A 19,401-nucleotide genomic window follows, 5' to 3' on the forward strand; every position below is an offset into this window, starting at 1 on the left:
GGAACCGGTATCTAGGTGATGGATCGCTCCAAGTGGGCAAAAATCGCCAAAGCGCCAATATGAATATTAAGTGATGCCCGAAAATGGGGCTCCAAGTTCTCGACGCATCGGCGGTCCGCGCTGTAGTTTGTCGCGTTACGTTCTACTAGCCTGTTGCTAAATTGCGATTTGCGCCAAATGCAGCTCAATGCCGCCCAATACAGCTCTATGCCGCTCGTGCTGGAGTTATCCCATACGCCGAGGTGTCGCGTTCGGTGAGTAGAGACAACGCACGATCTGTCGAGGACAGTGGCTGGCGCCTGCGCAACTGGCGGGTCCGTGCCCGCCTCGTCGCGCTCATCCTGGTGCCGACCGCCGCAGCCGTACTGCTCGGCGGTGTCCAGGTGCTGTCCTCGGTCAACGGGGCACAGGACTACGGCCGGGCCAACTCGCTGGCCAAGCTCGCGGGCAAGGTTGGCGAGCTGACCCACGAGCTCTCCGCCGAACGCGTGCTGACCTCCTGGTACATCGCGCTCGGCCGCCCGCAGAAGCTCAAGGTCGACGTCAACGCGCAGATGGGCCGGGTGGACGGCGCCGTCGACGAGGTCCGCACCTACGCCGAAGGACTCGGCGCCGACGTCAGCGGACGCACGGCCGACGAGGTCGACACCGTGCTGTGGCGCATCGAGGACCTCAACGCGCTGCGCGACCAGGCGCTCGACTCCGAACTGCTGGCCGGAGCCTCGGTCGACCTGTACACGCTGCTCATCGCCGACCTGCTCTCGCTGCACGACGAGCTGGCCAAGGGCAGCGACGACGACGTGCTCTTCCGCCAGTCGGCCACGCTCGACGCGGTCTCCAGGACCAAGGAGAGCGTCTCGCTGCAGCAGGCCCTGCTGACGGTCGTCCTGGTCAGAGGCCGTTTCGAGCAGAACCAGCTGAAGACCTTCCTGGGCGAGCTCGCCCGCGAGAGCAACGGGCGAAGGGCGTTCTCCGGCGAGGCCACGGCCGTCGAGCGCAGGTTCTTCGACGAGACCGTCAACGGCCGAGGCGCCGACCGTGCGCTGTTCCTGCGTGAACTGGTCCTCACCAGGCAGGCGGCCGGAGCCTCCCTTGAGGGCCTCGACCTGGCCAAACGCGACGACGCCGGTGAGTGGTACAACGCCCAGCAGGTCACCGTCGACGCCCTGCGCACGGTCGAGCAGCGCCACTCCGACGCCATCGTCGCCAGGACCTTCGAGCTGGCCGAGGCCGAGCGCGAGCGCGCCTACTACGTGGCCGGAGCCGTGCTCGCCCTGCTGCTGGCCGTCCTGCTCATCACCACGGGCGTGGCCCGCTCCCTGGTCAAGCCGCTGCGCAGGCTGCGCACCGAGGCCCTTGAGGTCGCGGGCGAGCGGCTGCCGGAGTTCGTCCAGCGGCTGCGCGAGTCGCGTGACGGGGCCGAGCCCGCCGAGGTGCACCCGATCGGCGTGTTCTCCAAGGACGAGGTCGGCGAGGTCGCCAGGGCCTTCGACGAGGTGCACCGCGAGGCCGTGCGGCTGGCCGGCGACGAGGCCAAGCTGCGCAGCAATGTCAACGCGATGTTCGTCAACCTCTCGCGCCGCAGCCAGACCCTGGTCGAGCGGCAGCTCACGCTGATCGAACGCCTGGAGCGCGGCGAACGCGACGACGGCAGGCTCGGCGACCTGTTCAAGCTCGACCACCTGGCCACCCGCATGCGCCGCAACAGCGAGAACCTGCTGGTCCTGGCCGGGCAGGAGGCCGCGCGCAAGTGGAGCGAGCCGGTCGAGCTGATGGACGTCGTACGGGCCTCGCTCGGCGAGGTCGAGAGCTACGACCGGGTACGCCTGCAGGTCTCCTCCGAGGTGGCCATCGCGGGCCAGGCGGTCAGCGACTCGGTGCACCTGCTGGCCGAGCTGGTGGAGAACGCGGTCTCCTTCTCCTCGCGCGACACCCAGGTGACGATCTCCAGCAGCCGCATCGACGGCGGCGGCCTGATGATCGCCGTCTCCGACCACGGCATCGGGATGAACCAGGAGGAGATCGTCGCGGCGAACTGGCGGCTGGCCAATCCGCCGGTGGTCGACGTGTCGGTCTCGCGGCGGATGGGCCTGTTCGTGGTCGGCAGGCTCGCGCTGCGGCACGCCATCCGGGTGCAGCTGCGCCGGCAGGACAGCGGCGGGCTGACCGCGATGGTCCTGCTGCCCGAGAAGCTCATCGCGCCGATCCCCGGCACCCCGACCTCGGCCCAGCCGACCGGTGTGTTCGCCCAGGCGCACGCCGGACCGCAGGGCGCGCCCCGCCCCTACGAACCGGCCCCGGCCAGGCCGTACGCGCCGCAGCCGACCGGCGCCTACGACACGCAAGGCCCGTCCTCGTACTACGGCCATCCCTCGTTCGACGGGCCTGAGCCGGGCGCCGACCGCTCCGGAGCGGCCTCCGGGCCGGGTACGGCCGAGCCCACGTGGTTCGCCGCCGAGCGCACCCCGACGGGCCCGGCGCCGACCGGCCTGCCCCGGCGTACACCCGGCAGCGCCTCCCCATCGCCGAGCCTCGGCCCGCCGCGCCGCCCCGGCACCCAGCCCCATCCCGGCCAGCCCCATCCCGGCCAGCCCCATCCCGGCAGGCCGGGACCGCAGATCAGGCCGGGACCGCTCGACGCCAAGCCGGACCTGGGCACACCCGACCAGCTCGGGCGGCCGGGCCAGTCGGCACATCCCGGCTTCCTCAGCGAGTTCGGCCAGCCGGACCTGTGGCCTTCGCTCAGCGACCCCGGCGACGCCGAGAACGTCCCCCAGGGCCCGCTCGACCGGCACCTGCGCGAGGGGCTGCGCAGGGACCAGCCGAACTACGACGAGACCGGACCGCTGCCCCGCGTGGAGAGCGCGGACGAGGACTTCCTGCCGATCTTCGCGGCCGTCGAGTCCGGCTGGTTCACCAAGGCCGAGTCCACCCAGGACGAAGCCGCCGAGCCGCCCGAGCAGGCCAAGCGGCCCGAACCGCAGCCGGAACGCGACTGGTCGTCGCCGTCCGACCCCGGCTGGCAGGCGGCGGAGGCGGTGAAGGACCCGCAGCTCGGCGGCCTGACCTCGGCGGGCCTGCCGAAACGCAAGCCGAAGGCCAACCTCGTCCCCGGCACCGCGGGCCCCTCCGCGGCCAAGGGACCGCCGTCGCCGCCGCCGCGCGTCTCGCCCGACCGGGTGCGCAGCCGGTTGGCCGGCTACCAGCAAGGTGTCAGGAAGGGCAGGGCCGAGATCGAGGCCGACGTCGAGGAGGAGAAGCCGTGAGCGGCGGACGAACGACAGACTGGGGCGCGCAGGCCGTGCGCCGGGCTCAGGAGCCGAGCCAGGCTGCCAGGGACGTCAACTGGCTGATCAGCGGGTTCGCCGAGGAGGTGCCCGGCGTCGCCCATGCCGTCGTGGTCTCCTCGGACGGCCTGCCGCTGGCCTTCTCCAGGGGCTTCCCCCGCGACAGCGCCGACCAGCTCGCCGCCGTCGCGGCCGGGCTGGTCAGCCTGACCCAGGGCGCGGCCAAGGTGTTCGAGGGCGGCGGCGTGACCCAGACCATGATCGAGATGCAGCACGGCCTGCTGCTCGTCATGGCGATCAGCGACGGGTCCTGTCTGTCGGTCCTGGCCTCGCCCGACTGTGACATGGGCCTGGTGGCCTACCAGATGACGGTCCTGGTGGAGCGCGCGGGCCTGGTGCTCACGCCTGCCGTACGCGCGGAGCTTTCGGCCGTACGGCCCTGGTGATGACCTGGTCGAGGGGAGGCGTCGTGCCGCAGTGGGACGAAGGCGAGCAGCAGGAGCCGCAGGAACGCAGCTCCCTGGTTCGCATGTACGCGGTGACAGGGGGCCGGACGACCCCGCGCACGGTGCTGGCCATGGAGGCCCTGGTGTCGTCGGCGACGTCGGCGCAGCTCGGCCTCACCTACACACGTGAGTATCGGGCGATCAGCGAGCTGTGCGGGCAGGTGAGATCGGTGGCAGAGATCTCGGCGATGCTCGGCATGCCGCTCGGCGTGGCCAGGGTTCTCGTGGCCGACATGGAGGCCGAGGGGCTCGTGCGGATCTACCAGCCGCAGCTGGAGGAGGGTCTGCCCGACCGGAACCTGCTGGAAAGGGTGCTGAGTGGACTACGCAGGCTATGACAACGGGCTGACCTCGACGAAGATCGTCGTGGCCGGAGGGTTCGGTGTCGGCAAGACGACGTTCGTGGGAGCGGTCTCGGAGATCCTCCCGCTCACGACGGAGGCGGTCATGACCGACGCCTCCGCCGGGATCGACGACATCGGGATGACACCCGGCAAGACCACCACGACGGTCGCCATGGACTTCGGCAGGCTGTCGCTGGACTCCCAGCTGATCCTCTATCTGTTCGGGACGCCGGGCCAGCATCGGTTCTGGTTCATGTGGGACGACCTGGTCAGGGGGGCGATCGGCGCCGTGGTGCTCGCCGACGCCAGGCGGCTGGCCGACAGCTTCCCCGCGATCGACTACTTCGAGGAGGCGCGCCTGCCGTTCGTCGTCGGGCTGAACGGCTGGGACGGCGCCTTCCCGCACCAGGAGCACGAGGTGCGTGAGGCGCTCACGCTCTCGCCGCACGTGCCGCTGGTCCGCACGGACGCCCGCTCGCGCGAGGCGGTCAAGAGCACGCTCATCACGCTCGTCGAGCACGCCCTGACCGCGCGCACGGCCTACTGAGCCCGGGACCGGGCCGCCGCGCGCCACCAGCGGGCGGCGAGGAGCTCGGCGACCAGCGTCTCGGTGAGAAGAGCCACGTCCGGCTCGTCGTCGTGCCGGTAGCGGATCGAGCCGCGCTCGCCGTCGACGTGCCCGCCGACCGTCAGCACCGCCGAGCCCCGCTCGCGTACCCACTGCATCGCCTGTTCGTCGTAGGCGGAGCCGGGGAACAGCAGCGCGCGGTAGTCGCGCGTCTTGGTCAGGTACACGTCGACATGCGACCAGTCGCCGCTCTCGCACGCGTCGGCGACCCGGCGCGGCCCTTCGCGGACCATGAGCGCCGACTGCTCGGCGGACGACAGCCGCTCGACCGGAGCGATCATGTAGACACCGTCGGGCCCGTCGAGCAGCTCGTCGGCGGCGGGCAGCCATGCGTCCCTGCGCTCCAGCAGGTCGGCCGTGGCCTGTGCGGTGCGCCTCACCAGGCCGGGCAGGTCGGCGGCCACACCGGTCAGCCGGGCCTGCAGGGCCAGCAGGAGCACCAGCGTGTGCTGGAAGCTACGGCACGACACGCCGCCACGCTCCTCACCGGCCAGCATCGGCACGACGAGTCCGGCATGCCGGGTGATCTTCGACTCCGGTGTGTTGGTGAGCGCGGCGACGAAGGAGGAACGCCCGGCGTAGGACTCGACCGCCTCCAGCGTCTCCCTGCTGCCGCCCGTCGCCGAGATCGGCACGACGAGCGTCTCCGGCCCGGCGGGGAAGGTCGCGGCGGCCGAGCCGTACTCGGCGTAGGCGTCGAACCCGGCGGCGCGCAGGCGCAGGGCGGCGACCCCGGCGGCGTAGCGGGAGCTGCCCATGCCCAGCAGCACGACCCGTCGCAGGCCCTGCGGCAGGCCCGCCCACGGGTCGCCCGCTTCGAGCGCTCCGGCCAGTGCGGCCAGCGCGGCGGGCTTGGCTTCGAGGTCGGCCTGGAAGAGGTCGGGATTCACTGGTTCTCCTTAACGTGCCCCGAGGGATCGTGCCCCGAGGGATCGTGCCCCGAGCGATCGTGCCCCGAGGGGTCGTACCACGTGCGCAGCACGCCCATCGGGGCGTATCGCCAGCGCGGCAGGTGCCTGGCGGCGTAGATGAGCTCGCGGCACTCCTGTTCGATCGCGCAGGCGCGGATCAGCCGCTCGTCCAGCAGGTGCCCGGCCCTGGCCCGGTAGGCCGCCAGCATCGCCCCGGCCGCCCGGGCCGCCCATCGCGCGGCGGACCCGGCCTCGACGCCCCTGCGCAGGATCGCCACCTGCGCGACGTGCTCCAGGCTGGTCCACAGCTGTGCGATGTCCCGCGCGGCCTGCTGGTACGGCGGCGCGTCGGCCAGCGTGGGATTGCCGTCGAAGTCGATCACCGCGTACCCGCCCTCCCAGCGCAGGACCTGCCCGACGTGCAGATCGCCGTGCACCCGGATGGGCGCGACGCCGTACGGCCCGGCCAGCGGGGTGAGCCCGGCGCGCATCGCGGGTGCGACCGAGTCCAGCCACGGGTCGCCGGTGAGCTCCAGCGCCTCCCGCAGGGCCAGCTCGGCCCTGACGAGCTCGGCGTCGCCCCGCGCGGCGACGGCGCCGGGGGGAGTGGCCGCGGCCAGCGCGAGATGCAGATCGGCGGCCAGCCTGCCGAGCGGCTCGGCGAAGGCGACGTCGTCGGCCTCGGCGTCGTCCACGCACCACTGCCACCCGTCGCGCGCGCCGGGCAGGAACCCGGTGACGAGAGCGACCAGCCGCTCGACACCGCCGGAGGTGAGCGTCACGGCGGCGTACGGAGGAGCGGTGTCGCCGAACCCGGCCGCGACGAGCGATGCGAAGATCTCCGGTGTGGGATGCGGCATCGGCTGCGCGGGTGTGAGCCACTTCACCACGACCCGCTCGCCGACGACGACGGACCGATGGGTCTGGTCCACATCGAAGCCCCGCTCTGAAGGACTGAGCAGAGGCGGGCAGGACTGGTACCGGCTGACCCGGAATGGCATCGGGACTGGACCGGAAAGCGCGGCGAGCAGGGCTGAGGAGAGTCCGTCGCCCGCCTGGGGCGTGCTCGCGCGCTCACCGAGGGAGCGCAGTCGTGCCCATATTGAAGCCGAGTTCAATTCACAGCCCAAACTTCCACGTGGCAATGTCATGAAAAGTCTTGCCCATGTTGATGTTGACTGCAACACTCCTGCTTTGGTCGGATGCGCCCGTTTACGGAGTGCGTGGCCCCATGTACATCTGAATGTAGAAGGAGTAGCGGTCGTGTCCCGAACCCGGTACGCCCGTCGTCTTCAGGGCGCCGCTCTGATCTCAGGTCTCGCACTCGCCGTGGCGTCGTGCGGCGGTGAGTCGGGCGGCGAGGCCGCGGCCCCGAGCGCGGCGGCCACCCTCGCGGCCAACGCCGACCTCACCAAGCAGAGCGTGACGATCACGGTCTGGGACGGCTACACCCCCGCCGAGCTGCCCGCCAAGGCCAAGGAGAAGCTCGGCATCCAGGAGCTCAAGGTCGGCAAGCACGCCACCAACGAAGAGGCGATGGCCAAGCTGACCACCGGCGCCGACAGCGGCATCGACGTGGCCTTCGTGTCCGGGCAGTACGCCCAGGCGCTGCAGGAGCAGGGCCTGCTGGAGCCGATCCACCCCGAGCTGATCCCGAACCTGGCCAACCTCTACCCCGAGGCCACCCAGCTGTCCTACGACAAGGGCAACAAGTTCTCCGTGCCCTACACCTGGGGCACCACGGGCATCTGCTACCGCAAGGACCTGGTCAAGGCCGAGCCCAAGAGCTGGAACGACCTGCTGAACCCGCCGGAGTGGGCCAAGAAGAAGGTCACGCTGATGACCACCGAGCGCTGGCTGGCCCTGCCCGCCATCAAGTCGCTCGGCTACTCGGTCAACACCGCCAAGGACGACGAGATCGCCAAGGTCAAGCAGCTGCTCGTCGACGCCAAGCCCAACCTGCTCGGCTTCGACGACACCACCTTCGGCGACAAGCTGAAGAGCGGCGAGGCCCTCATGGTCGAGGCGTGGGACGGCTGGTGCCCCACCACCGACGAGAAGCAGAACATCGGCTGGGTGGTGCCGCAGGAGGGCAGCGACCTCTGGGTGGACACGATGGTCGTGCTGAAGTCCTCCAAGAACAAGGAGGCGGCGCACGCCCTCATCAACTACATCCTCGACCCCGAGATCCACAGCTGGGCCGCCGAGAACATCAACTACAAGGTCCCGAACAAGGCCGCGATGGACAAGGTCAAGCCCGGCCCCGGCTCGCTGCTCGGCATCACGCCCGCCGAGCTGCTGAACGGCGAGTCCATCATCGACCTCGGCGCCGACTCCGCCAAGTACACGCGCCTGGCGACCGAGGTCGCGGCGCAGTAGCGGTGGCAACCGACGTGACATCCCAGCCGGCGCCCCGAACGAGGGGGCGCCGGCTGGCCGCGCTGGTCTTCCTGGCGCCGGGCCTGACCTATCTGGTGGTCCTGCTGCTGGTGCCGCTCGCCCTGGTGCTCAGCTACACCGTCTTCGAGCGCGGCCGGTTCGGCGGCGTCGTCCACGAGTTCACCACCGAGAACTTCACCCGCCTTTTCGATCCGCTCTACATGAACGTCGTGCTCGGCTCGCTCAAGCTGGCCACGATCACCACGGTGCTCGCCCTGCTGCTCGGCTATCCGACCGCCTATGTCATCGCGCACCTGCCGCGCAGGTGGAAGACGCTGGCGCTGATCGCGGTCGTGCTGCCGTTCTGGACGAACTTCATCATCAGGGTCTACGCCTGGATCGTCCTGCTCAGCGGACCCGGCCTGGTCAACAGCGCGCTGGGCAAGGTCGGGCTCGGGCCCTACGAGCTGCTCTACAACGAGGGCGCGATCGTCACCGGCCTGCTGTACTCCTTCCTGCCGCTCATGGTGCTGCCGCTGTACGCCGCCATCGAGAAGCTCGACCCGCAGCTGCGCGAGGCCTCGGCCAATCTCGGCGCCACCCCGTTCACCACCTTCCGCAGGGTGACGCTGCCGCTGACCACACCGGCGATGCTGACCGGCGCGCTGTTCGTGTTCGTGCCGAGCTTCGGCAACTTCGTCATCCCCGAACTGCTCGGCGGCGGGCGCTCGGTGATGGTCGGCAACCTGATCCGGACCGAGTTCCTCAAGTCGCGCGACTGGCCCTTCGGCTCCACGCTGGCGCTCGCGCTCATCGCGGTGCTGGTCGTGCTGCTGCTCCTGCAGGCGAAGGCGGCCCGCCGTGGCTAGGCCCCGACTGCTGCACGTGCCGTTCTGGCTGACCTACCTCTTCCTGTACGCGCCGATCGTCGTGCTCGTCGTCATGTCCTTCAACGGCGGCGACTCGCCGTACGTGCTGGAGGGCCTGAGCCTGAAGTGGTACGGCGAGCTCGCGGGCAATGCCGATGTGCGGCAGGGGCTGGTCAACACGCTCATCGTGGCGGCGGGCTCGACCGTGCTGTCGACGGTGCTCGGGACCATGCTGGCCGTGGGGCTGGCCAGGTACACGCGCTCGCGGGTGCTCGACGCCATCGGGCTGCTGCCCGCCGTGCTGCCCGATCTGGTGCTGGCGATCGGCCTGGTCGTCTTCTACGGCATGGTCAAGATCACACTCGGGCTGCAGTCGGTGATCCTGTCGCATGTCGTGTTCGGCATGGCGTTCGTGGCGGCCGTGGTGCGCACGCGGCTGACGCATACCGACACCTCGCTCGAGGAGGCCTCGCGCGATCTCGGCGCGGGTGCGGTCACCACGTTCTTCAGGATCACGCTTCCGCAGCTCGCGCCCGGTGTGATCGCCGGTGCGCTGCTGGCCTTCACCCTGTCGATCGACGAGTTCGTCATCGCCTTCTTCACCGCGGCTCCCACCGAGCCGACGCTGCCCATCGTCATCTACTCGATGATCCGTTTCGGGGTCAGCCCGGAGATCAACGCGCTCGCCTCGGTGCTGCTGCTGGTGAGCTTCACCGTGGTGATCGTGGCCCAGCGGATCACCAAGCTGGGGGAGTCCGATGCTTGAAATCCAGGGAGTCACCCGCAGGTTCGGCGAGGTCACCGCGCTGCAGGAGGTGTCGCTTTCGATCGGCCAGGGCGAGTTCTTCGCCCTGCTCGGGCCTTCGGGCTGCGGCAAGACCACCCTGCTGCGCATCCTGGCCGGCTTCGAGTCGCCGGACGCGGGCACGGTCACGCTGGACGGCGCCGACCTGCTGAACCGCCCGGCGCACCGGCGGCCGATCAATCTGATGTTCCAGTCCTATGCCCTCTTCCCGCACATGTCGATCGCCAAGAACGTCGCCTACGGCCTTGAGCAGGAGAAGCTGCCCAAGGCCGAGGTCGCCGAGCGGGTGGCGGGCGTGCTGGAGACGGTGGGGCTGAGCGAGCAGGCCGGGCGCAGGCCGCACCAGCTGTCAGGCGGCCAGCGCCAGCGCGTCGCCCTGGCCAGGGCGATCGTCAAGCGGCCCCGCCTGCTGCTGCTGGACGAGCCGCTCTCGGCGCTGGACAAGAAGGTGCGCGCGGAGATGCAGCTCGAACTCAAGCGGCTGCAGCACGAGGTCGGCATCACCTTCGTCGTGGTCACCCACGACCAGGAGGAGGCGATGTCGCTGGCCGACAGGATCGCCGTCTTCGACCGCGGCCGCGTGCGTCAGATCGACGAGCCGATCGCCCTGTACGAACGGCCGCGCACCAGGTTCGTCGCCGACTTCGTCGGGGCCAACAACCTCTTCGAGGGCGTCGCGACCGCCGAGGGCATCGCCGTGCCCGAACTCGGCGAGCTGCCGGGCACGGGCGAGCTGGCCGAGGGGCAGGAGGCGTTGCTGGCCGTACGGCCGGAGAGGGTGCGGCTGGGGGAGCGCGGGCTGCTCGGGACGGTGCTGGACGTGAGCTTCTACGGCGGCGTCTCGCACATCTCGGTCACGGTCGCCGGGCACGCCAAGCCGGTGCTGGTGGCCGAGCAGGGCGCCAGCAGGGTGGAGGCGGGCGCCCAGGTGCGCCTGGGCTGGGAGGCGCGAGACGCCGTGCTGATCCCGAGCGGTCAATGAGCCTTCAGGTCGCAGCCGGTCGCCGTGCGCGCGTAGGACAGGATCAGCTCGGCCGCCTCGGCCGGGGTGATCACCGGGTGCCTGGCGGTGATCCGATAGCCGTAGGCGTCCTCAAGAGCCACCAGGTTGCGCGAGATCGTCAGCGCCTGGCCGGTGAGGGTGAACCTGCCGAGCGCCGAGCCCACCTCCAGGATCGACTGGTACATCGACACCTGGCGGTCGTAGAGCGTGGTGAGCAGCATGCCGTACATCCTGTTGCGCCCGGCGGCGCCGCCGAGCTCGTTGAACAGTCGCACGTCCGGGTCGTCCGGGCCGGTCGGCAGGCCGCAGCGGATCGTCATGACGAGCTTGGCCGCCGGGTCGGAGATGCCCTGGATCTGGCGCAGCCGCTGCTCGTAGAAGCGTTCGATGCCGGCCTGGTGCGCCTCGATGAGCAGTTCGCTCAGGTCGGGGTAGTGGTAGAGCACCGCGCCGGAGGTGAGACCGGCCTCCTCGGCGACATGGGCGAGATGCACGCCGTCGATGCCGTGGCCGATGATCGCCCGCCTGGCCGCCTCGATGAGGTCCAGACGCCGGTCGGACCGGCTCTTGCGCACCGCCATGAATACTCCCGCTTATTACGGTCAGGTGGAAATCGGACCTGAGCCCCCGAGGGCCATAGTGCCTTGAAGTTGACCTTCACGCTAGATCAGCATTTAAATCGAAATTCAGATGGATTCCCCCGGAGTTGATGATGTCACTCACCATCCTGTTCATGCCGGAGAGCGCCTACGGGCCGACGAACAACAGCATCGGCGTCGGCGACATCCTGCGCAGGCGCGGTCACCGTGTGGTGTTCGCCGCCGAAGCCTCGTGGAAGGGCAAGCTGGAGGCGCTCGGCTTCGAGGAGGACCTGGTCGACCTGGCCCCTCCGGCCCCGGCCGACGAGGAGCAGGACCCGGGCCAGTTCTGGAAGGACTTCATCCGCGAGACCGCGCCCGAGTACCGCAAGAGCACGTTCGAGCAGATCGAGACCGTCACCAAGCCCATCTGGGAATCGCTCATCGACGGCGTGAAGTACTGCGAGCCGCAGCTCAAGGAGATCATCGAGCGCGTGCGGCCCGACGTCATCGTCGAGGACAACGTCATCACCTTCCCGGCGCTGCTGACCTCGGGCAAGCCGTTCGTGCGCATCGTGTCCTGCAACCCGCTGGAGGTACGCGGCGAGGGCGTGGCCCCCGTCTTCTCCGGCCTGCCGGCGGCCGATCGCGCCGACTGGCCCGCCTTCACCGCGGAGTACGAGCGCACGCACCGCGAGCTGTGGACGGCGTTCAACGCCTGGGTCGTCGAGCAGGGCGCCGAGCCGCTGCCCGACCTGGACTTCATCCACGAGGGCGCGCTCAACCTCTATGTGTACCCGGAGATCCTCGACTACACCGCCGAACGGCCGCTCGGGCCCACCTGGCACCGTCTGGACTCCTCCGTGCGCGAGACCGACGTGGAGTTCACGCTGCCCGAGATCAAGGGCGAGGGCTCGCTGGTCTACTTCTCGCTCGGCTCGCTCGGCTCCTCCGACGTGGAGCTGATGCAGCGCGTGATCGACGTGCTCGGCACGACCAGGCACCGCTTCATCGTCTCGCTGGGCCCGCTGCACGAGGAGATCGAGCTGGCGGCCAACATGTGGGGCGCGGAGTTCGTGCCGCAGACTAAGATCATTCCGCTGGTCGACCTCGTCATCACCCACGGTGGCAACAACACCACGACCGAGGCGCTGCACTTCGGCAAGCCGATGATCCTGCTGCCGCTGTTCTGGGACCAGTACGACAACGCCCAGCGTGTCGACGAACTCGGCTACGGGGTGCGTCTTGCCACCTACGCCTTCACCGACGAGGAGCTCACCGGGGCCGTGGAGCGTCTGCTCGGCGACACCGGGCTGCGCGCCAGGCTGGAGGCGGCGGGTGCGGAGATCCGCGAGCGTGACGGCCTGCGCAGGGCCGCCGACCTGATCGAGGAGCTCGGCCTGCGGGCCTGAGCCCCGCTGTTGTCATCACATCCCAGGTGAGCCGCCGCCGCCCGGCGGCCCGCCTGGGCCAGACCCGCGAGAGGCCGCCGCCCGGCCGCACGCGGACCGCGACTCGCCGTAGACCGCCGCCCGGTCCCCGGCGAGAGATCCGGGTGGTACGGCCCCCGCCGTACCGCCCTGTTGTGGGGGGTTTTGCAGATGCGTGAACTGATCAACCCGGCGACCGGCCAGGTCGCGGACACCGTGCCGGACACGCCGGTGGAGCAGGTGGCGGGTGTGGTGCGCCGGGCGCGTGCCGCCTTCCAGGAGTGGTCGCAGGCCACGCCGGGCGAGCGCGCCAAGGTGCTGCTGCGCCTGGCCGATCTGGTCGAGGCCGACGCCGACGAGCTGACCAGGCTCGAAGTGGAGGAGACGGGCAAGCCGCTGGCGGTGTTCAGGGACGGCGAGCTGCCGTTCGCCGCCGACAACCTGCGTTTCTTCGCGGGGGCCGCCCGCTCGCTCGACGGCAGCGGGGCCGGTGTGTTCAGCACCGGGTACACCTCGGTGCTGATGCGCCGTCCGGTCGGCGTGGTCGGCTCGATCGCGCCGTGGAACTTCCCGTTCGTCATGGCCGTGTGGAAGATCGGCCCCGCCGTGGCCGCGGGCAACGCCGTCGTCATCAAGCCGGCCCCGCAGACGCCGCGTACGACCATGCGCCTGGCCGAACTGCTGGAGCGGGCCGGTGCGCCGAAGGACCTCGTCCAGGTCGTCACCGGCGACGCGGAGGTGGGCTCGGCGCTGGTCACCGACCCGGGCGTCGACATGGTGAGCGTCACCGGCTCGACCGAGACCGGCAGGGCCGTCATGGCGGGCGCGGCACGCACCCTCAAGCGCGTGCACCTCGAACTCGGCGGCAAGGCGCCGGCCCTGGTCTTCGCCGACGCCGACCTCGCCGCCATGGCCAGGGGCGTCGCCATGGGCGCGACCTACAACACCGGCCAGGACTGCACCGCCGCCACCCGCGTCTACATCGCCAGGGAGGTCTACGGCGAGGCCGTCGAGGCGCTGGCCGAGACCCTGGCCGGGATCGTGGTCGGCGACCCGCTGGACGCCGCCACCGACATCGGCCCGCTGATCTCGGCCGCGCACCGCGACCGCGTGCACGGCTTCGTCGAGCGCTCCGGCGCGCGGCTCGTCAAGGGCATCGGCGAGCGCGCGGGCGCCCGGCTGGTGGCCGGGGGGACTCCCGTCGAGGGGCCCGGTTTCTACTATCCTCCGACACTGATCGCCGGAGCCCGTCAAGACAGTGAGATAGTGCAGGGAGAGCTTTTCGGTCCTGTCCTCGTCGCCCTGCCGTTCGACGGCGAGGTGGAGGCGGTCCAGCTGGCCAACGACACGAAGTACGGCCTCGCCTCCTCGATCTGGTCGAGCGACGTGACCCGGGCCGTGCGGGTTTCGCATCAGCTCGACGTGGGTGTGACCTGGGTGAACGACCATCTTCCCATCGCTTCGGAGGCGCCGCACGGCGGTGTCAAGGGCAGCGGCTTCGGCAAGGACATGAGCCAGGAGGCGGTCCAGGAATACTCTGTGACCCGTCATCTGATGATCAAGCACGCGGCTCCGCAGTCCGATGACGAGAAGGACTCGTTCCGGCCAGCCTAAAAAGCGTGCGGCGATTGCGACCTACTATCCCTTTTTGGTCGTCTTTAATGGGGTTTGTTCCGTTGGCCGTTCTAGGCGGGGTGTGTTCCAATTACCCTCGCCCGCGGAATCCCATGCGCCGCATGCGTGACAAGTTTCTGCACGCGCAGGCGAGAGGTTGAGTAACTCAGTGAGGACGGAAAACCCCCGGCACGCTGCCGCCCCGGGGGAGCAGACAGCCAAGCCCGAGACGCACAGCCGTTTCCGGCTTGCCAACTGGCGGGTGCGGTCACGACTCGTGGCGCTCATCCTCATCCCCACGGTCGTGGGCGTGCTGCTGGCCGGTATCCAGCTCGCCGACTCCGTGGGAACCGCGGCCGAGTACCGGCGGCTGACCCAGGTCGCCGAGCTCGTCCAGCGGGTCGGCGCGCTCTCCCACGAGCTCGGCAAGGAACGGGCGCTCATCGCCTGGTACATCGCCGACCGGCGCAGGCAGGGCAGGCTGAGCCAGGTCAGGGAGCAGCAGGACGTCGTCGACACCGCGGCCAAGGCCGTCACGAGCGCGATCGGCGCCGTCGACGAGTCGCATCCCGCACGCGTCAGGCACCAGGTCGAGCAGGTCACCCGCTGGATGGACGGCCTGTCCGGCTTCCGCAAGTCGATCGTCGGTGACGACAGCGTGCCCGCACGCGCCGCCGTGCGCACCTACTCCACGATCATCGACGTGCTCGAAGGGCTGCAGGGCGAGCTCGCCACCGGCACGGCCGACGACAGGCTCGTCGGCGACGTGAGCGCGCTGGCCGCATTGCACCGCACCAAGGAGGAGGTCTCGCGCCAGCAGGTCATCCTCGTCGTCGCCCTCGTCGAGCGCAGCCTCGACTACGACGACCTGTCGGACTTCCTCGGCTCGTGGAACCGCCAGCAGACCGAGCTCGCCACGTTCGAGGCCGAGGCCGGGCCCGCCGACCTCGCCGCCTACCGCGCGAACGTCAGGGGCGTGGCCGTCGACCGCGCCGACGCCATGCGCCAGCGCGCCCTGGCCCAGCTGCGCGAGTACAAGGCCGTGCGCGACCTCGACATCACCTCACGGCGCGACCTCACGCTCTGGTACGACAGCACCACGATGACCGTCAACGCCATGCGCAAGGTCGAGGAGCGTATCGCCGCCTCGATCGTGGCGCGGAGCCAGGCGCTCACCGACGCCGAGCAGCGCAGCGCCATGATCCTCGGCGCGGTCATCCTCGTCCTGCTCATCCTGGTGTTGCTCATCACCGTCAAGGTCGCGGGCTCGCTCGTCCGCCCATTGCGCAAGCTGCGCGCCGAGGCCCTCGAGGTCGCAGGCAGCAGGTTGCCCGCGACCGTGCAGTGGCTGCGCGAGTCCGGCGACACCAATCCGCCCAAGGTCGCCTCGATCGGCGTGCTCTCACGCGACGAGATCGGCGAAGTGGCCCGCGCCTTCGACGAGGTGCACCGCGAAGCCGTACGGCTGGCCGGTGAGGAGTCCAGGCTGCGCAGCAACGTCAACGCGATGTTCGTCAACCTCTCGCGTCGCAGCCAGACGCTCGTGGAGCGGCAGCTGTCGCTCATCGAGGGCCTGGAGCACGGCGAGGAGGACGAGCAGCGACTGGCCAACCTCTTCAGGCTCGACCACCTGGCCACCCGCATGCGCCGCAACAGCGAGAACCTCCTGGTGCTGGCGGGCCAGGAGGCCGCGCGCAAGTGGACCGACCCGGTCGAGCTCGTCGACATCGCCCGCGCCTCGCTGTCGGAGGTCGAGAACTACGAGCGGGTCCAGATCCAGGTGCCATCGGGCGTGCAGGTGGTCGGCCCGGCCGTCACCGACGTCGTGCACCTGCTGGCCGAGCTGATCGAGAACGCCATCGCGTTCTCGCCGCGCGAGGCCAAGGTCAATGTGACCAGCGGGCAGACCGACAGGGGCGTCGTGCTCACGGTGCGCGACTTCGGCATCGGCATGACGGCCGACGAGCTCGGCGACGCCAACTGGCGGCTGCTCAACCCGCCGGTCGTGGACGTCGCGGTGTCGCGTCGCATGGGCCTGTTCGTGGTCGGCAGGCTGGCGCTGCGGCACGGCGTCAAGGTCGAGCTGCGGGCCCAGCAGCCCGGTGGGCTCGCCGCCATCGTGCTGCTGCCGCCCTCGCTCATCGCCCTGGGCGGCGGGCAGTACCCGGCGGCGTTCGGGCATGGCGCGAAGCCCGGCACGCCGGGCTTCGACTCCTCCGACGGCTTCGGCGGTGTCCGCACGCCGTTCGGTGAGCCGGTGCTCGCCGCGCCCGCCTTCCCGGCCGCTCCGGTCAAGCCCTACGGGGCCGACACGCCCGACGCCAGGCCGCCCTTCGAGGGGGCGCCGATCCACACGCCGTGGCCGGACAACATCCCGGCGCCCGGCAGCACCGGCTGGCCCACCATCGACGGGCCGAAGGCCGAACAGCCGCTCGGCGAGAGCCGCGACCCGTTCGACAGCTTCGACAGCTCGGCGATCACCGGTCCGGGCAGCTCGTTCTTCGACGGCCAGGACGACCGGGCCTTCGGCGACCCGCCGCAGACCGGCGCCTCGGCCTTCGGCACCCCGCTCCCGCCCGCGGGCACGTTCGGCGCCGACGACCCGCTCGCCTCGCAGAACACCGGCGTCTTCGACACCGGCGCGGCCTTCGGCGAGCCTCTGCCGCGCCGTTCGCCTGAGCCGACGGGCGCGTTCGGTGAGGAACTGCCTCGCCGTTCGGCCGAACCAACGGGCGGGTTCGGTGAGGAACTGCCTCGCCGCACGCCCGAGCCCGCCGCTCCCTTCGGCGAACCTCTGCCGCGTCGCATGCCTGAGCCGACGGGCGCGTTCGGTGAGGAACTGCCTCGCCGTTCGCCCGAGCCGACCGGTGCGTTCGGCGAGGAGTTGCCGCGGCGTGCGCCTCAGGGCGGAGGGACGAGGGAGTTCGACGCCTTCAGCGCGTTCACGCCGCCCGCGCCGGTCGAGCACGACATGACGGGCCCGATGCCGGTCGTACGGGACGCTCCCGCCGAAGGCGAGTACCTGCCGATCTTCAACCAGGTCGGCTCCGACTGGTTCCGCAGGCCCGACGCGTCCGCCGAACCCGTCGCCGAGCCGCCCGCGCCCGTCAGGCCGCGTGCGCCGCAGGCGTCCGAGCAGCTCAGGCCAGCGCGTCTCGCGCCCGATGAGCCGCTCGTCCGTCCGGCGCCGCAGCCGGGGCCGCTCGACCCCCCGCCGGGCATGCCGCACGGCGACTCCCTGTCCTGGGACTCGCCCGGCGACGGCGGCTGGGCCGCGGCCAGGGCGGCCGTCGACCCGGCGCTCGGCGGACTCACCCAGTCGGGGCTGCCCCGGCGGGTGCCCAAGGCCAACCTGGTGCCGGGCACGGTCGGCTCGGGCGAACCCGCCCTCGCCGAGCCGCGCGAGCCGATCTCACCCGATCGCGTGCGCAACAGGCTGTCCAGCTTCCAGCAGGGCGTACGGCAGGGCCGTGCGTTCAAAGAGAACCAGGAGGATGACCGATGAGGGAGCTTAGCCAGGGCGCACGGGGCGTCAATTGGCTGATCACCGACTTCGTGAACAACGTGCCCGGTGTCGCCCACACGGTCGTGGTGTCGTCGGACGGACTGCCGCTCGCCTACTCCGAGGGATTCCCCAAGGACAGGGCCGACCAGCTCGCCGCGGTGGCGTCCGGACTGATCAGCCTGACCCAGGGCGCGGCCCGCGTCTTCGAGGGCGGTCAGGTCAGCCAGACCGTGGTCGAGATGCAGCGCGGCCTGTTGATGATCATGTCGATCAGCGACGGCTCCTGCCTGGCCGTACTCGCCTCGCCCGACTGTGACATGGGGCTCGTCGCGTACCAGATGACACTGCTCGTCGAGCGGGCGGGACAGGTGCTCACGCCTGCCGTGCGCGCGGAGCTGCAGGCCACACGACCTCGTTGACGGCGGTGACAGGAGAACACAGTGACTCACGGTTGGGTTGGTGATAACGATCCGTTGCCTCAGGCGGCGTCGCCCCCGCAGAAACCGAGCTCCCTGGTACGGCCTTACGCCGTGACCGGGGGGCGCACGGCGCCGCGGATGAAGTTCGCGCTGGAGGCTTTGGTGTCCTCGGCGACGTCCGACCACCAAGATTTATCCCTCTTTACTCCGGAATACCAGGCGATCATCGCGTTGTGCCGACAGATCAGGTCGGTCGCGGAGATCTCCGCGTTGCTCAACATCCCCCTGGGTGTGGCACGCGTGTTGATCGCCGACATGGCCTCAGCAGGGTTGATCCGCGTGCACCAGCCACAGCTGGACGCAGGTAAGCCGGACCTCAACCTGCTCGAAAGGGTGCTCAGTGGACTTCGCAGGCTCTAGCGGCGGAGGGCTCACCTCGACGAAGATCGTCGTGGCGGGCGGGTTCGGTGTCGGCAAGACCACATTCGTGGGCGCCGTGTCGGAGATCCTCCCGCTCACGACGGAGGCGGTCATGACCGACGCCTCCGCCGGAATCGACGACCTGGCCCACACGCCGAACAAGACGACGACGACCGTCGCGATGGACTTCGGCAGGGTCTCGCTCGACCAGGATCTGATCCTCTATCTGTTCGGCACACCGGGACAGCACCGGTTCTGGTTCATGTGGGACGACCTCGTCCGCGGCGCGATCGGCGCCGTCGTCCTGGTCGACACCCGCCGCCTGGCCGACTGTTTCCCGGCCATCGACTACTTCGAGGAGGCCGGCCTGCCGTTCGTCATCGGGATCAACGGCTGGGACGGCAACCACGCGCACGCCGAGGAGGAGGTGCGCGAGGCGCTGACGCTGAACGGCGCCGTCCCCATCGTCAGGCTCGACGCCCGCAACAGGGAGTCGGTCAAGACGACGCTGATCCGTCTGGTCGAGCACGCGCTCACGTGGCGGATGGCGCTTCCCGGCTGAGGTGCGGTTCTGGCCCGACCAGAACCGCACCCTTCGGCTGTGATCTGTATTACACGTGGCTTTGGGGGTGCTTTGGGGGTGTACGCGAATGCTGTGGGGAATCAGAATGGCGCTCGCGGACTTGTCCTGTTCAGCGGTTTA

General features: G+C 70.1%; 17 protein-coding genes. 14 read left to right on the plus strand and 3 right to left on the minus strand.

Annotated elements, in window-relative coordinates; genetic code table 11:
• Positions 1–254 precede the first annotated feature (254 nt).
• The 4 genes from ACTWNK_RS10685 to ACTWNK_RS10700 are packed head-to-tail and all read left to right on the plus strand — an operon-like array spanning position 255 to position 4,684.
• Positions 255–3,266, plus strand: coding sequence for a sensor histidine kinase (locus ACTWNK_RS10685; protein WP_474303729.1), 3,012 nt, complete (start codon positions 255–257; stop codon positions 3,264–3,266).
• Between the two features lie 35 nt (positions 3,267–3,301).
• On the plus strand, positions 3,302–3,733 hold the full coding sequence (locus ACTWNK_RS10690; RefSeq protein WP_474310884.1) for a roadblock/LC7 domain-containing protein: 432 nt from the start codon (positions 3,302–3,304) through the stop codon (positions 3,731–3,733).
• On the plus strand, positions 3,733–4,131 hold the full coding sequence (locus ACTWNK_RS10695; protein ID WP_474303730.1) for a DUF742 domain-containing protein: 399 nt from the start codon (positions 3,733–3,735) through the stop codon (positions 4,129–4,131). Before ACTWNK_RS10690 ends, ACTWNK_RS10695 begins: the two co-directional genes overlap by 1 nt.
• Positions 4,112–4,684, plus strand: coding sequence for a GTP-binding protein (locus tag ACTWNK_RS10700; RefSeq protein ID WP_474303731.1), 573 nt, complete (start codon positions 4,112–4,114; stop codon positions 4,682–4,684). The genes ACTWNK_RS10695 and ACTWNK_RS10700 overlap by 20 nt, the downstream gene beginning before the upstream one ends.
• Here the strand turns inward: ACTWNK_RS10700 and ACTWNK_RS10705 are convergent.
• The gene (locus ACTWNK_RS10705; RefSeq protein WP_474303732.1) at positions 4,678–5,655 is read right to left on the minus strand and encodes an SIS domain-containing protein; all 978 of its coding nucleotides are present in this window, start codon (positions 5,653–5,655) and stop codon (positions 4,678–4,680) included. The two genes, ACTWNK_RS10700 and ACTWNK_RS10705, sit on opposite strands and share 7 nt — an antisense overlap.
• A complete protein-coding gene (locus ACTWNK_RS10710; RefSeq protein ID WP_474303733.1) occupies positions 5,652–6,608 on the minus strand; it encodes a hypothetical protein in 957 nt (318 codons plus the stop codon). The genes ACTWNK_RS10705 and ACTWNK_RS10710 overlap by 4 nt, the downstream gene beginning before the upstream one ends.
• A gap of 331 nt (positions 6,609–6,939) precedes the next feature.
• Between ACTWNK_RS10710 and ACTWNK_RS10715 the strand changes: the two genes are divergently transcribed.
• Genes ACTWNK_RS10715 through ACTWNK_RS10730 form a run of 4 tightly spaced genes read left to right on the plus strand, consistent with a single transcriptional unit; the run spans position 6,940 to position 10,711 of the window.
• Positions 6,940–8,055: a polyamine ABC transporter substrate-binding protein gene (locus tag ACTWNK_RS10715; RefSeq protein WP_474303734.1), complete on the plus strand. Its 1,116-nt coding sequence runs from the start codon at positions 6,940–6,942 to the stop codon at positions 8,053–8,055.
• A 14-nt stretch (positions 8,056–8,069) separates the two neighbouring features.
• Entirely contained in the window at positions 8,070–8,924 is an 855-nt protein-coding gene (locus ACTWNK_RS10720; protein ID WP_474303735.1) for an ABC transporter permease, read from the plus strand.
• Positions 8,917–9,690 carry an ABC transporter permease gene (locus ACTWNK_RS10725; protein ID WP_474303736.1) on the plus strand — a complete coding sequence of 258 codons (774 nt, stop codon included), beginning with the start codon at positions 8,917–8,919 and terminating at the stop codon, positions 9,688–9,690. The genes ACTWNK_RS10720 and ACTWNK_RS10725 overlap by 8 nt, the downstream gene beginning before the upstream one ends.
• Complete coding sequence (locus ACTWNK_RS10730) at positions 9,683–10,711, plus strand: ABC transporter ATP-binding protein (protein WP_474303737.1); 1,029 nt, start codon at positions 9,683–9,685, stop codon at positions 10,709–10,711. The genes ACTWNK_RS10725 and ACTWNK_RS10730 overlap by 8 nt, the downstream gene beginning before the upstream one ends.
• Here the strand turns inward: ACTWNK_RS10730 and ACTWNK_RS10735 are convergent.
• Positions 10,705–11,313 (minus strand): TetR/AcrR family transcriptional regulator, encoded by a 609-nt coding sequence (locus ACTWNK_RS10735; protein WP_474303738.1) that lies wholly within the window; start codon positions 11,311–11,313, stop codon positions 10,705–10,707. The genes ACTWNK_RS10730 and ACTWNK_RS10735 overlap by 7 nt on opposite strands.
• A 152-nt stretch (positions 11,314–11,465) precedes the next feature.
• Here ACTWNK_RS10735 and ACTWNK_RS10740 point away from each other — a divergent pair, with 152 nt between their 5' ends.
• The 6 genes from ACTWNK_RS10740 to ACTWNK_RS10765 all read left to right on the plus strand — a co-directional run bounded on the left by ACTWNK_RS10740 (position 11,466) and on the right by ACTWNK_RS10765 (position 19,260).
• On the plus strand, positions 11,466–12,722 hold the full coding sequence (locus ACTWNK_RS10740) for a glycosyltransferase (protein WP_474303739.1): 1,257 nt from the start codon (positions 11,466–11,468) through the stop codon (positions 12,720–12,722).
• A 189-nt stretch (positions 12,723–12,911) separates the two neighbouring features.
• Entirely contained in the window at positions 12,912–14,354 is a 1,443-nt protein-coding gene (locus ACTWNK_RS10745) for an aminobutyraldehyde dehydrogenase (RefSeq protein ID WP_474303740.1), read from the plus strand.
• Between the two features lie 262 nt (positions 14,355–14,616).
• Complete coding sequence (locus ACTWNK_RS10750) at positions 14,617–17,859, plus strand: nitrate- and nitrite sensing domain-containing protein (RefSeq protein WP_474303741.1); 3,243 nt, start codon at positions 14,617–14,619, stop codon at positions 17,857–17,859.
• Positions 17,856–18,278, plus strand: coding sequence for a roadblock/LC7 domain-containing protein (locus tag ACTWNK_RS10755; protein WP_474303742.1), 423 nt, complete (start codon positions 17,856–17,858; stop codon positions 18,276–18,278). The genes ACTWNK_RS10750 and ACTWNK_RS10755 overlap by 4 nt, the downstream gene beginning before the upstream one ends.
• Before the next feature lie 54 nt (positions 18,279–18,332).
• Positions 18,333–18,698: a DUF742 domain-containing protein gene (locus tag ACTWNK_RS10760; RefSeq protein WP_474310885.1), complete on the plus strand. Its 366-nt coding sequence runs from the start codon at positions 18,333–18,335 to the stop codon at positions 18,696–18,698.
• The gene (locus tag ACTWNK_RS10765) at positions 18,679–19,260 is read left to right on the plus strand and encodes a GTP-binding protein (RefSeq protein ID WP_474303743.1); all 582 of its coding nucleotides are present in this window, start codon (positions 18,679–18,681) and stop codon (positions 19,258–19,260) included. The genes ACTWNK_RS10760 and ACTWNK_RS10765 overlap by 20 nt, the downstream gene beginning before the upstream one ends.
• Positions 19,261–19,401 lie beyond the last annotated feature (141 nt).

The sequence above is a fragment of the Nonomuraea sp. IBHARD001 genome, from assembly GCF_056106265.1.

Bases quoted from the DNA above. Each gene is read 5' to 3' on its own strand.
- ACTWNK_RS10745 (WP_474303740.1), top strand. From the start codon at position 12,912: ATGCGTGAACTGATCAACCCGGCGACCGGCCAGGTCGCGGACACCGTG.
- ACTWNK_RS10740 (WP_474303739.1), top strand. From the start codon at position 11,466: ATGCCGGAGAGCGCCTACGGGCCGACGAACAACAGCATCGGCGTCGGC.
- ACTWNK_RS10735 (WP_474303738.1), bottom strand. From the start codon at position 11,313: ATGGCGGTGCGCAAGAGCCGGTCCGACCGGCGTCTGGACCTCATCGAG.
- ACTWNK_RS10730 (WP_474303737.1), top strand. From the start codon at position 9,683: ATGCTTGAAATCCAGGGAGTCACCCGCAGGTTCGGCGAGGTCACCGCG.
- ACTWNK_RS10755 (WP_474303742.1), top strand. From the start codon at position 17,856: ATGAGGGAGCTTAGCCAGGGCGCACGGGGCGTCAATTGGCTGATCACC.
- ACTWNK_RS10695 (WP_474303730.1), top strand. From the start codon at position 3,733: ATGACCTGGTCGAGGGGAGGCGTCGTGCCGCAGTGGGACGAAGGCGAG.